This window comes from Paludisphaera rhizosphaerae, assembly GCF_011065895.1.
In the GTDB taxonomy this organism is placed as follows: domain Bacteria; phylum Planctomycetota; class Planctomycetia; order Isosphaerales; family Isosphaeraceae; genus Paludisphaera; species Paludisphaera rhizosphaerae.
This window is the reverse complement of sequence record NZ_JAALCR010000041.1, coordinates 1-14,751: the sequence shown is the minus strand read 5'-3', so window position 1 is coordinate 14,751 and position 14,751 is coordinate 1. Positions and strand designations below refer to the sequence as shown.

General features: G+C 61.4%; 15 protein-coding genes. 8 read left to right on the top strand and 7 right to left on the bottom strand.

All coding sequences use genetic code 11. The annotated features are described in order from the left end of the window. Positions 1–41: 41 nt before the first annotated feature. Complete coding sequence (locus G5C50_RS29120; RefSeq protein ID WP_165074802.1) at positions 42–3,152, top strand: SIR2 family protein; 3,111 nt, start codon at positions 42–44, stop codon at positions 3,150–3,152. A 32-nt stretch (positions 3,153–3,184) separates the two neighbouring features. Here G5C50_RS29120 and G5C50_RS29115 read toward each other — a convergent pair whose 3' ends face one another. The 4 genes from G5C50_RS29115 to G5C50_RS29100 form a co-directional block, all read right to left on the bottom strand. After that, positions 3,185–4,570: a hypothetical protein gene (locus tag G5C50_RS29115; RefSeq protein WP_165074800.1), complete on the bottom strand. Its 1,386-nt coding sequence runs from the start codon at positions 4,568–4,570 to the stop codon at positions 3,185–3,187. Between the two features lie 95 nt (positions 4,571–4,665). Further along, on the bottom strand, positions 4,666–5,208 hold the full coding sequence (locus G5C50_RS29110; RefSeq protein ID WP_165074798.1) for a hypothetical protein: 543 nt from the start codon (positions 5,206–5,208) through the stop codon (positions 4,666–4,668). A 220-nt stretch (positions 5,209–5,428) separates the two neighbouring features. After that, positions 5,429–5,887, bottom strand: coding sequence for a hypothetical protein (locus tag G5C50_RS29105; RefSeq protein ID WP_165074796.1), 459 nt, complete (start codon positions 5,885–5,887; stop codon positions 5,429–5,431). A gap of 88 nt (positions 5,888–5,975) precedes the next feature. Further along, the gene (locus G5C50_RS29100; protein ID WP_165074794.1) at positions 5,976–6,239 is read right to left on the bottom strand and encodes a DUF1883 domain-containing protein; all 264 of its coding nucleotides are present in this window, start codon (positions 6,237–6,239) and stop codon (positions 5,976–5,978) included. A 424-nt stretch (positions 6,240–6,663) separates the two neighbouring features. Between G5C50_RS29100 and G5C50_RS29095 the strand changes: the two genes are divergently transcribed. From G5C50_RS29095 to G5C50_RS33000, 6 genes are all read left to right on the top strand, one after another. Further along, a complete protein-coding gene (locus tag G5C50_RS29095; protein WP_165074792.1) occupies positions 6,664–7,893 on the top strand; it encodes a helix-turn-helix domain-containing protein in 1,230 nt (409 codons plus the stop codon). Positions 7,894–7,939: 46 nt separating this feature from the next. Next, entirely contained in the window at positions 7,940–8,452 is a 513-nt protein-coding gene (locus tag G5C50_RS29090; RefSeq protein ID WP_165074790.1) for a hypothetical protein, read from the top strand. 139 nt (positions 8,453–8,591) lie between these two features. Further along, entirely contained in the window at positions 8,592–9,506 is a 915-nt protein-coding gene (locus tag G5C50_RS29085) for an ArdC family protein (RefSeq protein WP_407673619.1), read from the top strand. A 156-nt stretch (positions 9,507–9,662) separates the two neighbouring features. After that, positions 9,663–10,709, top strand: coding sequence for a hypothetical protein (locus tag G5C50_RS29080; RefSeq protein WP_165074787.1), 1,047 nt, complete (start codon positions 9,663–9,665; stop codon positions 10,707–10,709). Next, positions 10,706–11,608, top strand: coding sequence for a hypothetical protein (locus G5C50_RS29075; RefSeq protein ID WP_165074785.1), 903 nt, complete (start codon positions 10,706–10,708; stop codon positions 11,606–11,608). Before G5C50_RS29080 ends, G5C50_RS29075 begins: the two co-directional genes overlap by 4 nt. Positions 11,609–11,775: 167 nt before the next feature. Next, entirely contained in the window at positions 11,776–11,907 is a 132-nt protein-coding gene (locus G5C50_RS33000; RefSeq protein WP_255487578.1) for a hypothetical protein, read from the top strand. A 319-nt stretch (positions 11,908–12,226) separates the two neighbouring features. Here G5C50_RS33000 and cas4 read toward each other — a convergent pair whose 3' ends face one another. From cas4 to G5C50_RS29060, 3 genes are read right to left on the bottom strand one after another with little or no spacing between them, the layout of a single operon-like run. Beyond that, the gene (gene cas4, locus G5C50_RS29070; protein ID WP_165074783.1) at positions 12,227–12,727 is read right to left on the bottom strand and encodes a CRISPR-associated protein Cas4; all 501 of its coding nucleotides are present in this window, start codon (positions 12,725–12,727) and stop codon (positions 12,227–12,229) included. Continuing rightward, positions 12,724–12,975 carry a hypothetical protein gene (locus G5C50_RS29065; RefSeq protein WP_165074781.1) on the bottom strand — a complete coding sequence of 84 codons (252 nt, stop codon included), beginning with the start codon at positions 12,973–12,975 and terminating at the stop codon, positions 12,724–12,726. The genes cas4 and G5C50_RS29065 overlap by 4 nt, the downstream gene beginning before the upstream one ends. Then, the gene (locus tag G5C50_RS29060; RefSeq protein ID WP_206107906.1) at positions 12,972–13,154 is read right to left on the bottom strand and encodes a hypothetical protein; all 183 of its coding nucleotides are present in this window, start codon (positions 13,152–13,154) and stop codon (positions 12,972–12,974) included. The genes G5C50_RS29065 and G5C50_RS29060 overlap by 4 nt, the downstream gene beginning before the upstream one ends. Here G5C50_RS29060 and mobF point away from each other — a divergent pair. Beyond that, a partial coding sequence (mobF, locus tag G5C50_RS29055; RefSeq protein ID WP_165074777.1) for a MobF family relaxase occupies positions 13,141–14,751 on the top strand: 1,611 nt, incomplete at its 3' end. The genes G5C50_RS29060 and mobF overlap by 14 nt on opposite strands.

The following is a 14,751-nucleotide window of genomic DNA, read 5'->3' as shown; positions in this document are numbered from 1 at the left end:
ACCAACGCCGAAAGTCGCCGACTCCCGAGAGGAAGTGTCCGGTGGGCAAAAAGAAGCCGAAGCTCGAACTTCCAACGCATCTTCTGAATGAGATTGAGGCCGGCAACGTCGTCCTGATGCTGGGAGCCGGGGCCAGTAGGGAAGCGACCAACGAAAAGGGCGAACATCCCCCGCTCGCCGGAGAACTGGCCGAGAGGATTGCCAAACAATTTCTCACATCCAAATACTATAAATCTCCGCTAAATCTCGTATCCGCATACGCAATTAGCCAATCAGATATATATACATTTCAAAAATTTGTCGCCGAGACGGTAGTAGGTTTCAAGCCGGGCCCCTCGCACCACAGGCTCAAGGCATTCCGTTGGAGCGGAATCGCGACCACCAACTACGACACGCTCCTTGAGGATGCCTACGACGACGAGAACAAACCGGCAGCCCAAAAGCTGGTCACTGCCATAGATGATTCGGACCGACCAGACGACCAGTTGAAGACCGTGAATTCGGTCTTATGCCTGAAGCTGCATGGCTGTGTAACCCGCGTTGCGAATACGGCCGTCCCGCTCATCCTTACGACCGAGCAGTACAACACCCACGAGAAGGGGCGGAAGCTCATCTTCGACCGCCTATTCAACTGGGCCGCCACTCGCCCCGTCCTCTACGCTGGATACAGCCTTCAAGATGCGAACCTACTCGGCCTCATTCAGCGAATACACGCGGCCATCCCCTCGCCGCCTCGCTCCTTCCTCGTGACGCTTGGAATCGATGAGATTCAGAAAACCCATTGGGAGCACTTTCGCATATCTGCGTTCAACGGCACGTTCGAGGACCTGGCAGACACGCTGGACACGCAGATTAGCGGATTATTCCGAGGTCTCAGACAGACGTCGGAAATCGGAAATTTGGCTATCAGCGACCGGTTCATCAAGCGGGACGTCACACTTCCCTTCGCCACGACCCAGTTCCTCGAAAGGGACGCCGATTATGTGAAATCCGTCGTCCCCGCCGCGAAAATCGAGCCCAAGCAGTTCTACATGGGGACGAGCTCCGAATGGTCAGCCGTCGAACAGGAGCTCGACGTCCGACGGCATTTGACCGATTCAATTTTGCTTGAACATATCTTGCCTGGTTCGGCCAGCTCGAAGTCGGCCTCGTGTTTCATCGTGGTCAAGTCTCACGCCGGCTCGGGCAAGTCGGTCTTCCTCCAGCGTCTCGCATGGGATGCGTCACGAGAGTACGACAAGCTTTGCCTCAAAATACGACCCGGCGGCAACATCAACCTGGCCGCCCTTTCCAATTTGGCCGACCAGGTCAACGAACGCATTTTCTTGTTCGTCGACAACATCGTCGAGTACCGACGCGACATCGTCTCGCTGTTTGATGAACGCGGCACGCTGGCAGGCCGAATCACGGTCGTGGGAGCGGCCAGAACGAACGAATGGAACCTCGCCCCAGACTCGCTGACTACCCTGGCTACCAACGTCTACGACCTCAAGTACCTGTCAAGGGACGAGATTGATGGGCTACTCGCCAAGCTTGAGACGCACAAATCGCTAGGTACGCTCGAAAAGCTCCCGCATTCCGCGAGGCAGGCGGCTTTCCTCGAGCTTGCAGACCGGCAGCTGCTCGTCGCTCTCCACGAGGCTACACTCGGCAAGCCGTTTGAGGACATCATACTTGATGAATACAATCAGATTTCGCCGCATCGGGCCCAGTTGATGTACCTGACCGTGTGCCTCCTCTACCAGTTCGGCTCTCCGGTGAGGGCGGGACTCATCTCTCGCCTCTACAATCTTCCGTTCTCGGAGTTCGAGAAATCGTTTTTCAAGCCCTTGGAACAAATCATCTCGGCCACCAAGGACACCGGCTCTGGCGACATGGTCTATAAGGCCCGCCATCCTCACATCGCCGAACTGGTCGTCAGCACCGTGCTTCAGAATAAAGAAGACCTCTTCCACGAAGTTCTCAAGGCAATCAGGTTCCTCAACCCGAGCTATAACAGCGATAATGCGGCCTTCAGGCGGCTCCTGAACGGCACGACGCTCGTGACGACCTTCCCGGACCATCAGATGGTTTCCCAACTCTTCGAAGCCGCAGAGGAGGTGACCGGGGAAAATGCCCACCTGCTCCAACAAAAATGTATTTATGAAATGAAGCGGCAGAATGGCAACCTGTCTCTCGCCGATTCGTATATCCAGAAAGCTCTGAGCTCGCCGAGACCGTCGAACGCCCTACACCACACGCACGCCGAACTGCACGTACGTCGGGCAGAGGCGGCGACCCAGCCGCTCGACAAGCGATATCATCTGGAAGAAGCCATCAAGATTTGCGAACAGCTCAAGTCCCGGAGAGACGACCCCTTCCCCTACTACACGCTCCTCAAAATCAAGACCGTCCAAATCAGGGATGAACTCAACTCGGACGACGCGAACGACGAATCGGTCGACCATCTCGTGAGAGCGGCCGAGAAAACCCTTCGCGAAGGGATGTCACGGCATTCGGACAATGCCTTCCTCTTGAAGGCAGAGGCTGACCTCGCCACTGTATTGTCGGAGCATTCTCGAGCTATCGGGGCGATGGAACGTTCTTTTGAAATCAATAATCGTGCATCACACATCGCGGTTAGATTGGCCGCCCACTATGAATCGCTGCAGAATCTCGACAAGGCCGTGGACATTTTCCGGAAGGGCATCGCCGCGAAAGCAAGCGACCAACGTCTGCACTACCTCTACGCGAAGCTACTGAGCGACCACGGTTTGGGGCAACCCGAGGAGATAAGCCACTATCTCAAAAAGAGCTTCGGTCCTGGCGACCGGAAGCTAGAACCGCGACTCCTTTACGGCCGACAGCTTTTCCTGATGGGCAAGCTTGAAGAGAGCGATGAAGTGTTTCATGACTTGAGGAATCACCGGATGTCCCCGGAGAGTCGCACGAGGCTCCGATTCAAAACCTCGGAGTCATTCATCGGCCAAGTCATATATATGGATTCTCATTACTTCATTATTTCGCGTTCTGGCGATTCCGCCAGGATTTATTGCAGCCGGGACGATTTGAGCCGGGCGGAGTGGGACAGCGTCGCGAAGGACTGTCGCGTTCGATTCAATATAGGATTTTGCATGAACGGCGTGCGTGCCTTCGCCGTTCAGAGGGCTTGACCATCTACAACCGTACCGCCTTCGTCTCTGAGTTAGATGGCCCTGAGCAGCCTGCCGAGGAAGTCCGCCATGTCGGTGAGGATTCGACCATGCAGAAGCTGATAATCGGCTTCCGCCCGCGGGTATCCTTGGATGCCAAGTCGACGGAGACACTCCTCGAGCGAACTCCAGGACTTTTTGATGTCGGATTCTTTTCCGTGGTCGGGGTCATGCCTCAGCCATTTGTTCCGAAGCGTCTTGACGCTCCAGATGACGTCGCAATCCTCCTTCAGGAGTGGGCCGCCGTACTCCCGAAGGAAGCGGAGCTTGTCCTTGCCCGCACCTTCATACGCGATGAAATACAACCCGTCGACGAAATCGCCGAATGATTTCTCGTCGCGAGGCGTAATCCAAGGAAGGTTCGCGAACGTCTCGAGGACCCGAGTCGTGGGAGTGAAGATTTCCACCCCTCCCTTGGTGCGACTCGCTTTGTTGCAATCCGTCGTCAACTGGAGAACCAACCTCGTCTGCTCCACCCGCTGTGCGGCGGGCGAGAGTGCGACGACGAGCCCGAGGTCTTCGTCGTTCTCGAGCTCCGACTCGGACAGCAGCTCTTCTCGCTGAACGAACGGAGCGTTCAATCCCCATGACGGTGAGCCTAAGCCGACATCGTCCACCGATGGCACCAGGGTCGTGAGCAGCTCCATGTTGGCGACGTGCTGAGCGTCGACGAGTTTTAAGGATGCGTTCAGGGCCTTAATGGCCTTGGGGTCCGAGGCCTCTTTGATAAGCGACAGGGTCTGTTCGGCGAATTTCCCATGGAGCAATGAGGGCCTCAGGAGGGAATTCGAGAGTTCGACGCTGGACCTCAGATTGCCGATTTCGCCGATGAACTTGAGTGACTCGGACACGCCCGTCCGCCAAGCCAACGCTGACCGGTTCACTTGGTCGGTTAAAGATGCAGGTGGCGTGAGTCTTGGAGCAACGCTCCCGATGTTCCCCGTCAGCGACCTCCACTGAGCCGCCTGGGCTTCCAACGCTCGCAGCGTCGTCGACTCGGCTTCGAGCGACTTGAAGACCGTCGAGTCGAACCACCTAAGCTTCCCCGGACCCGCGACTGCTCCGATGGATTTTGCGAGGTCGGAAACCGAGTTCAAGCTCCTCGGCAAGGCCGTTGAAGCGTGCATCGCCTTGAATACGTTAGCCGAACGCTCCAGCTCCTCGCGAAGTCGCGACGCCTTCTCCAGGTCCGTAAAGAACGATGGTGTCTGCATCGCTCTGAATACGTACGTCGAACGTTCCAGCTCCTCGCGAAGTCGCGACGCCTTCTCCAGGTCCGTGAGGAGGCGAGTAAGAGACGGCGAACTAGCCGCAGCCAAAGGCGGTGAGATTCTAAAAGGTGGTTCTACAGGCTTTGGCTTCTTTGGTTCTTCCGACATCGTTGTCATCCGCGGCACAAAGACTTGGGTTCATGGCAATCGTGAGACGCCGTCCCGACACGGCGGCCGGTCATTCAGTATGTGCCCGCCGACTGCTACGCCAGCCTGACGCTCAGTCCCGAATTGGGCCCCCCGGGGACCCTCATCTCCGGCTCCTCCTCGCCCGAGTGGAACCTCAAATCGTCGAGCAGCCGCCCGACCGGGACCCTCCGCCCGACCAAATCAATCGACTCGGGCCGTGGCATACCGACTTCCTTCGCCCGATAGACTTCCAGCTCGGCGACGCCTTCGTCCAGGGCCCGGAGGCAGAGGCCGCGGATGTAGAACCGGTTGAACTCCCCGTCGGCGAGGGTCGTGGGGGCCGTTACCGGGACCCGGACCATGAGCGGCCGCCCCCTGCCCCGTGGATTTCGACGAGGTTCGAGCTCGCGGAGCCGCCCGGTCCCGCGGAGGGACTCGGCGAGCCGTGCCTCGTCGCCCCTTTGGACCGCGGCTCGCAGCAGGTTCGGCCAATCGATGCGGCCTCGCTCCGTCAGCCGGGGGCTTAGGTAGAGGACGCCTTGCGAGGCGTCCCTATCGACCTCCGACACCATGAAAGCCCGCGTCGTCCCGTCGAGGTTATGGAAACGGAAGGCCACGCAGCACCTCCTCTCGGTCGCAGGAGTCATCGGATGCTTAATCTGGGAACCGACGTACAGTATATCGTCCCCCCGCCCCGGGGCTCCTCTTCGAGCCGGATTTGCTCTTCAGGCGGCCCGTTGCAATCGCCGTTCGACCTCTCCATTCTCTACCCCATTAGCACAACACAGACCGACCCTCAGCGGCGGCCCGACCCTGAGTTGAATTCGCTGCCACGCCTCACGCCTTCGATGCCGTGCCGCAGATGACGCAGTGCAGAACTTCGCTCGAGCCGTCGTGCTTGATTCGCTCGTTGCAGCACTCGAACAAGGCGACCGGCATCGGCTCGTTCGATTCGGCCGGCACCGGGGGCAGCGGCTCCTCGGGCGACGGGGTGAAGCTCATCTCGGCCGTGATGAAGCCTCCGCGGGGCATCTCCCGGTTGAAGTCTCGGGTCATCTCCTCGAGCTCGCTGCTCACGAGGTCGAGGGCGAAGTTCCTGCCCGCCGCCTCGATGTAGGCCCTCTGCTCGTCGGTGAACCAGTCGTCGCCTGCGGCACCGCAGTAGGGGCAGTGGGCCAGCGGCTTGTCGCTCCCCTCCCCGTGCTTGACCTTGAAGAGCCCCGAACACGTCGGGCACTTCTGGCTGATGAAGCCGTCGTCGTCGGTCGGAATCGATATCGTCGTCTGGTCGCTCACGTGACACCTCGCAAGGCTTGGAATCGCTTGAAGGGTCGTGGCCCGGAGAATTCCCCCCGGGCCACGCCGTGTGAACCCGGAATCGCCGTCAGTTGCGTTCGAAGGCGACGCCCGCTCGGACGCTCCCCGCGTATCCGCCGAGGTCGACGACCACGTTCCAATGCCCGAAGTGCGGTGCGAACAGCCGCACCGGCGACCGCTCGGCGAGGCCGCCGAAGCAGCTGAACGAGCGGCCCGAGCGATAGGCCGAGTAGTTGAAGTCGTCCATCAACATCACGTTGGCCTGGCTGTCGAGCGAGACGACGGCGGCCTCGCCCTGGGCGAGGAAGGAATCAGCATGGAGGAACTGCATCGGGCTTTACTCCGTTCGGGCCGCATCTTCCGCTCCCCGGGCAACCCGCCGAGGACGCGTAGAGGCTCCACCCAATCTATTATACCCCTTCCAAAGACTCGGACGACCTGACCAGACGTGAAAGTTCGATTTTCGGACTCTATGTCCGATTTTTGACAAATTCTTTGACTCCGACGTCCGATTGACCCAGAATACTCTTGTCCAGTAATGCGACAAAATTGGGACGCCTTGACGGAGATGTCGGGTCCGCATACCCTGACAGACTCCTCCCCTGCGGGCTTTATATGGACATAAAGCCACGCACCATAAGGCGTTCCGCCACCTTCCCGGCAAGCTCGACGCTTCAGGCTCGCACCGTGCGTGCGAGGCGGATGACGAGGGACCGCCCCGAGCCCCACCGGGACTACGAAGACGCGAGGATGACATGGCCTTCGACCAAACCACCATCGGGAGGCGACTCAAGGAGGCTCGCACCAACTGCGGATTGACCCAGGAAGCCGCCGCGGAGGCGGTCGGCATCCCTCGGACCGCCGTCGTCGCCGTCGAGGCGGGCAAACGCTCGCTCTCGACCCTCGAGCTCTCGCAGTTCGCGAAGCTCTACCATCGCCCCGTGGCCCACTTCTTCGAGGAGGAGCCCGCCAGCGTCGTCGAGCCGGCCGACCTCATCCTGGCCCGCCAGCTCCCGGGCTACGAGGACAACCAGCTCGTCAAGGACGCCGTCGCCCGGTGCTCGGAGATTTGCCAAATCGCCATCGAGCTCGAGACCCTGCTCGACAGGCGTCCGCGAATCGCCATGCCGACCTACAACCTCCCCGCCCCCAAGCGGGCCGAGGAGGCCATCGAGCAGGGCATCCTCGTCGCCGAGGAGGAACGTCGCAGGCTCGGGCTCGGGTTCGCCCCCATCGCCGACGTGTCCGACCTCATCAACACCCAGGGGATTTGGGCCTCGGGCTTCGACCTGCCGCCCGAGATGTCCGGGCTCTTCCTCCGCTACTCCTCCGTGCGGTCCATCATCATCGTCAAGCTGGACCACCCGAGGACCCGCAAGCGGTTCTCCTACGCCCACGAGTACGGCCACGCCATCCTCGACCGGGGCATGACCGCCATCGTGAGCACCGACAGGAACTCGCACGACCTCGTCGAGAAGCGGGCGAACGCCTTCGCCGCGGCGTTCCTCATGCCGCAGGCGGGCGTGCACTGGCTCCTGAGCCTCCTCGACAAGGGGGGGGCGAGCCGGCGTCACCAGCACGTCTACGACGTGGCCCGAGAGGAGGAGGTGGACGCCGAGCGTCGGGCGGCCCCGAAGTCGCAACGCATCTCGTTCAAGGACGCCGCCATGCTGGCCCATCATTTCGGGACCAGCTACGAGTCGGCCGTCTACCGGCTTCGGGACCTGCGGGTCATCCGGCCCGCGGAGCGTGAGTCCCTCCTCGACGAGGCCCAGAGGGCGGCGGCCAGAGAGTTCATCGAGCTGTTCTATCCGCCGAAGAAATCGGAGCCCGACCGGGAGCTCGTCATGGAGGTGGCGAACCTGGCCATCGAGGCGTTCCAACGCGAGGAAGTCTCGGCCGGCTACCTCCGCGACCTCGGCGAGAAGCTCGGCATCTCCGGTGCAAAACTCGTCGAGCTGGCCCAGACGGCGGCCTACGATTAACCAGCCCGAGAGGGCCCGAAAGGATTCCTGAGGGGGGTGGCCACGGATGGCCGACGAAGTCGTCATCGACACGTCCACGCTGATTAACTTCCTCCGCATCGGCCGGGTCGACCTGCTCGCGGGGCTCGCCGCGTATCGGTTCGTCGTCACCGACGACGTGCGGGCCGAGATTCTCTCCTCGTACCCGGTCCAGTACGCCAATCTCGACCTGGCATTGAAGGCCGGCCAATTGCACGTCGTCTCGCTCGTCGACCCGGCCGAGCTCGCGGCCTTCGCCGCGATGCAGGCCCTTCGCGTGCTCGGCGACGGCGAATGCTCGGCCATCGCCGCCGCCCAGGCTCGCGGGCTCCCCCTCGCGATGGACGACGGCACGGCACGGAAGAAGACGGCCGCCCAATATCCCACAATCAAGCTCCTCGACACCGTCGGCCTCGTGGTCGAGGCGATACGTGCGGGGCTCCTGACCGTCGCGGAAGCGGACGCCATCAAGCTGGATTGGCACGACAACCACCAGTTCAAGAAGCCGAAGCTCTTGAGCTTCGGCGACCTGCTCCCGTGACCGGCCCCTGAAGGCCCCTGCCCCGCTTGAAATCCGCGGCCGGTCGTGGCATGGGTTCGGCCCTATGCCGAGTCGACGACCCGAACCCAATCCGGAGGGCTTGCAGCCCCCACGAGAGGACGCAGACCCGTTCCGCGACCTGACCCCGCCCCAGAGGCCGACGACCGGTCGCGAGGACCTCTACGCCCGGGTCACGAATCAGATACTCGCCGACCTCGAGAAGGGCGTCCGGCCCTGGACGAAGCCCTGGGACGCCGAGCACGCCGCCGGCCGCATCACCCGGCCGCTGCGGGCCAACGGCCAGCCCTACCGCGGCATGAACGTGCTCCTGCTCTGGTCGTCGGCCGTGGCGAACGGGTACGCGGCCCCGCTCTGGATGACCTTCAACCAGGCCAGGGACATGGGCGGGCACGTCAAGGCGGGCTCGAAGGGGACGCCCGTCGTCTACGCCGACCGGTTCACGAAGACCGAGAAGCACGACGACGGCACGGAGGAGGAGCGAGATGTCTTCTTCATGAAGCAGTACACCGTCTTCAACGCCGAGCAGGTGGCGGGGCTCCCCGAGCGGTTCTACGCCCTGGCCGCCCCCCGCCTCGACCCCGTGCAGCGAATCGAGCACGCCGAGGCGTTCTGCCGGAACACGAGGGCCGAGGTTCGACACGGCGGCACCTCGGCCCACTACAACCAGCACGAGGACCGCATCCAGATGCCGCCGTTTGAGGCGTTCCAGGACGCCGAGAGCTACTATGCCACCCTGCTCCACGAGCTGACGCACTGGACGAAGCACGAGGCCCGCCTCGACCGGGACTTCGGCCGCAAGCGGTTCGGCGACGAGGGGTACGCCCGCGAGGAGCTCGTGGCCGAAATCGGGGCCTCCTTCCTGTGTGCGGAACTCGACCTGGAGCCGGTCGTCCGCGAGGACCACGCGGCCTACGTCGCCCACTGGCTCAAGGTGCTCCAGGACGACAAGCGGGCGATATTCGTCGCCGCCGCCCTGGCCGAGAAGGCGGCGGACCTCTTGCACGGGTTGCAGCCTCGCGGAACCGACGCCTGAGGCGGATTCGCCCGCTTCTCGACGAGGTCGTGCGAGTTCCTGTCGGTGCTCACGATGGCGGTCGGGATGACAAGGGATACAATGCCAAAGCGAAGGAATCCCAGCCGAAGTCGGGGAGCCTGAAGGGGTAGCCATTCCGTGCGTAGACGCGATTTCATGAGGCTTGCCGTGAGTTCAGCCGCCTCGTCATTCGCCTTCAGCGAAAACGCCGGTCCCTGGTTCGGCAAGGGCGACCCCGTGCATATCCTGCTTCCAAAGCTCTTCGCGAAGACGCAAGCAGCGGGCTACGTGGTCAAATCCATCGAGCCGGATGAAATCGCAACCAGGGTTCCCGCACTTGGCCCGCACTCCGAAGCAGATATTCACGGGGTCGTCGCCCTGGGGATGTCGAAAGAGCTTTACCGGGCACTCGGAAGCGTGGTCGCGACGTTGACCGAGCGGATGCGAGGCGAATTCTGGAGGAAGAAGTTCCCGGCTCAACACTACGCCTCGGTCATGGACCTGAGCAACTTCCTCGAACTTGCCGATGCGGTTCGGAAGCCGCTTAACATCCAGGACTGCCCCGCGTTGATTATGACCACCTCAGGACACGTTTCCATCGACTCATCGCCAGAACTCGAAGGGGTCGAGCGGACAATAGGGCTTCAGCGTGCCGAAGCCCTTAAAATGAACCCTTCTCCCAAGCAGTTGAGCCTTCGGTTCCCGAGCATCGAGATGAACCTGCCGATTTCGCTGGGCGACCGCAAGAACCCCAGCGTCCTCGACAGATTCGAGCCCCTGGGGTTGGACGGTCACGCTCCGTTGTTCCGCGTCAAGCGGACGCTCTCCGTGCCCCGGCCCTTCAATCTCCGACACGGCCTCGAGACTGATGCGTTGGGGTTTGCTCCCGACGAGCGGGAAATCCTGAGAAATGGTCACTGGCACAAGTACGGTCAACATGGGAAACAGGCTGATTGGACCGTGTTGAGCCCCACGGGTTCGACGCTCTACACGAAGAACGCGGCCATCGATGCCTGGCTCTTTACGGCGTACGATACCCAGCTCAGGCGTGTCTGGGGGTACCACCTCCACATGGCGTTGAGTCCCGAAGGCACGCTCCTCGACATCGACGCCACCGAACGTTACGTGCCCACGTACTTGGAGTTGAACCAGGTGCTTCGCTGTGCTGTCGAGAAAGCGGTCAACGGAGCTTTGGCATCGTGAACCCTTTGATGTGGCTTGTACGACTTCCGGGTCGTGGTGGTTCCGATGTTCCCGCGAGCGATGCTTTTTCCAAGCTAGTTCCTCGCGGCACGGCCAAATACCGCATCAGTGCGGACGAAATAATCAATGATTTAATAATTCAATATAAACTTGGATTGTCGAATTCTTTCGGTCCGGGGGCTCGAATCCTGGTCGTGGCGGTCGACCCAACGAAGGCAGCCTCCTGGGCGGGCGACCTAGAAGAAGTCTTGAGCGGCGCCGCATCGTTCGCCGGTAAAGCTCCAGAACGTGAACAGCGAGCTATCACCTTCCGGTCGAACGATGTCGCTTCCGCCTACCTGGTTCCCATCGACATCGCACCTTACTCAGTTCGACAATTCATTATATGTACGGACTATGATATTAACGATGGTATGCGAGAGAGAGTCGAGAAGGATTTGCGAAAAGCGATTGACGATGGTTTCCCAAGCTTACCGGATAGGCCGAAGCTCACGCCTGAAGAGGTAGACGTTCGAATCAAACAGGCCGAGCAGCGTTTCGCTGAGATTCGACGGCTCCAGCTCGAAGAATTGGAACAGCTGCTAATCGCCTTGGAAGGGACCTCCAAGGGAAATTACACCGGGAACAGAGTCGATGCCGTTCAAATCACTAGTCTAGTCGAGGAAGCCGAGGCCGTCCTTCTGTTCACCGGCGAAGGACGAAAAGGAAGACACTACTCCAATCAGCCATGCACCATACGTTGTGAGCATGAAGGCGTGAGTAGCTTCAAACTGCGAACCGCTGACAAAGCGGCTGTGTATATCGCTTCACTTCCATCTTGGCCTCGTTTCCAAGTGATATCCAAGAAAGACGTCAAAGAGTTTCTGACAGACATAACTGCCAACCAACAAATCGGTTAGGGACACAACCCGAATATTGGAAGCGGCTTCCCATTTGAGTCTTGAAATTGGAAGCCGCTTCCAATACTATAGGGCATCGGTGAGGCTTTCCTTACCGATTGCCGGCCAGTGGTTTGGGAGACCGCTGTGCCGGGGGGTTTTCAAGTCCCTCCCAACTGGAGCTTTCGATGACCTACGGCCATGTTCAAAACGCAAACGGATTCGGCGGTGCCTCTAACTACGTGACCGCCAACGGGTTCATCGTGGGTGGCTCGCAGAACGGCCAGCACGTGAGCCAGGCCAACTCGAACGCGAAGTGACCCCGATGGCCCCTTGGGCGAGCCACGGACATGTCCGTGGCTCGCCCAGTTCTTCCAAGGCGAATCGAACCAACGGGAGCTTCACATGAGTTACACGCCTTCCAAGGGTAGCTGGTGCCATCGATGCCGGCGGTGTGGTGTTTGGTTCGGGGAGCAGACCAGCGGATGCACGTACGACCTGAATCATCCGCTCCCGCCGCTGTGCGGCCCTCCCGTCAACCGACCTCATTGCTGCCATTAAGGGCATACTATCGATGCTCTTGACGACTCCTTGAAGGACCCCCGGCATCCGCTGGGGGTTTTTGTTTGGAGTTTCCCGTTACCCCGACGCCTGCCCGCAGTTCTCCCGCTGCCCGCACCGCTCACACTTCCACGCCGGCTGCTGCACCGGAATCTCTTCAGCCATCCTGGCCCGGTGCTCGCGAATCCGCTCCGCTATCTCGACCACCTCCGAGCAAAGCTCTTCCGTGTTCTCGACACGCACACGCGAGCCGTCGCCGAGCACCACGAAGCCGTAGGGCGGCCTGCGGCCGTAGTTCTCCTCGATGAGGATGAAATAGGTCGCGAGCTGGAGCCGATGCCCGTGGCTCACCTGCCTCGACGACTTCCACTCTTCTGGGACGACGTCGTCCCCTTCCTTCACGATTCGGTCGGGACGCCCCACCAGGCCGTAACGCTTCGAGTAGAGCGTCACGTCGTCGAGAGCGACGGTTCGGCCGGACCCGAAGCCCTGGACGCGTCGCCTCGCCCACGCGATGACGACCACGACGAGGCCCAGGAGCCCGAGGAGGGCGGCGACGAGGAAGAGCTTCTCAGTCACTGGAGCACCGCCAGGCCGAACGCCGCGGCGGCGAGCAGCACCGCCCAGAAGAGGAGGAGCCGTCCGAACGCCAGGGCGGAGCGTGAGCTCTGCTCGACGTCGGCCTTATCCGCGTGGAGCGTCTCGCCGCGGACCATCTCGGCCCGATTCGAGGGCTCGGCCCCGAGCTTCCCGAGTCGCCACGACTCGGGGCACCAGGCCCATGAAGCGATTTCGGATGCTGAGACTAGGTCGTCCGGTCTGTTCATTCGTCCTTCCGCGGCTTCCTCGCGTCCCGTCGGTGAATCTGGCAGTAGAGCTCCACGCTCAGCGAGTAAACCGCCTTGTGGGCGTCCACGACAAGCTCGTACAGCCGACTGCTCGTGTCGTGCTGCTTGTATCTGAGCCGCTCTTCGAATCGGCGAAGGTAGCCCATGATGCTCCGCACGGTCGTGCTCAGATGTGCGGCCTGTTCCGGGGTCAGTCGTCTTTCCACGATTTTGTCATATCAAAATACCATAGTACTAATCTACTATGATGCAAGCGAGCTTATCCGGCGTTCGTCTATAATCGACAGTTTGTGGCCTTTCGCGTCCCATGAGGTCCGGTTATACCAGATTGTTCAACCTTGTTTGAATCTTGGGGGCCCTCACGTGCTGTCCGCCGCACCTCTGGCCCAGGGACCCGGCTACTACCTGGACCTCGCAAACATCAACTACTACGCCGCGGGCGGCGAGCCGCCTCCGACGTGGTACGGCACCGCGGCCAAGGAGCTCGGCCTTTCCGGCCTAGCCCAGCGTGAGCACGTCGAACGCCTGTGTGCCGGGTTCCATCACGAGACGAACAAATCCCTCGTCAGGAACGCCGGGAAGGACACCCGGAACCCCGGCCACGACCTGACGTTCTCGGCCCCTAAATCGGTCTCCGTGCTCTGGGCGATGGCCGACCCGGCGTTGAGGAAGGCCATCGAAATCAAGCACGAGCAGGCCGTCAAAGCGGCCCTGGACTTCATCGAGCAGAGGGCCGGGTTTGCTCGCGTCGGCAAGGACGGCGAGACGCTCGTCAAGGCCCCCCTTCTCTTCTGCTTGTTCGAACACGGCACGAGCCGAGCCAAAGACCCGCAACTCCATACGCACGCCCTGTGCGTGAACCTCACCGTGCACGAGGACGGGAGGACCACCGCCATCGACTCGACGCACCTCTACCACTGGAAGATGGCGGGCGGTGCCGTCTACCGGGCCGTGTTCGCCCCCTTGATTCAGGAGCTCGGCTTCGAGGTCGTGCAGCGGCGAATCGGTTCGAGCATCGGGTTTGAAATCAAAGGCGTCCCTCAGCCGCTCATCGAGGAGTTCAGCAAACGCAAGGCGGAGATGGACGAGCTCATCACCCTTCGAGCCGGCAGCCTCGACGCCGCATCGGCCAAATACGCGGCCCTCATCGCGTTGGAGACCCGGAGGACCAAGGACACCGAGGTGCCGCGGGCCGAGCTCCTCAGGGAGTGGCAGGCTGTCGGGCGTGAGTTCGGCTTCGACCTCGAGGCGTTCTACGACCTGCGAGTACCGGTCGAGCGGCTGACGCCCGAGCAGGTCGCCGAACGCAAGGAGGTGATTTTCCAGGACGCCGTCAAGACCCTCTCCGAGCAGCTCTCGCACTGGAACGAGGCCGAGCTCACGAAGGCGGTCGTCGAGCGTGCGGTGGGCCTCATCGCCGCCGACGAGGCCCTCGGCCTCGTCAAGGAGAAGCTCGGGAGCGACGAGCTCGTCGCCATCGGGACGCTCGTGACCGACGCCAAGGGCGGGACGCGGTACATCGACCGGACGGAGATGCGGTACACGACGCCGGAAATCCTGCGGCTCGAGGAGGCGATGCTCCAGGACGTCGAGCGAATCGTCCAAGGCCCCGACAGCTCGGTTTCCTCCGAGCGAGTCGAGAGAGCCCTTCGAGAAACGCCCAGGACGCTCGACCCTGAGCAGAAAGAGGTCGTCCGATGGCTGACGTCGGGTCCGGGCGTTCGGCTGCTCTCTGGAGTCGCTGGGAGCGGTAAA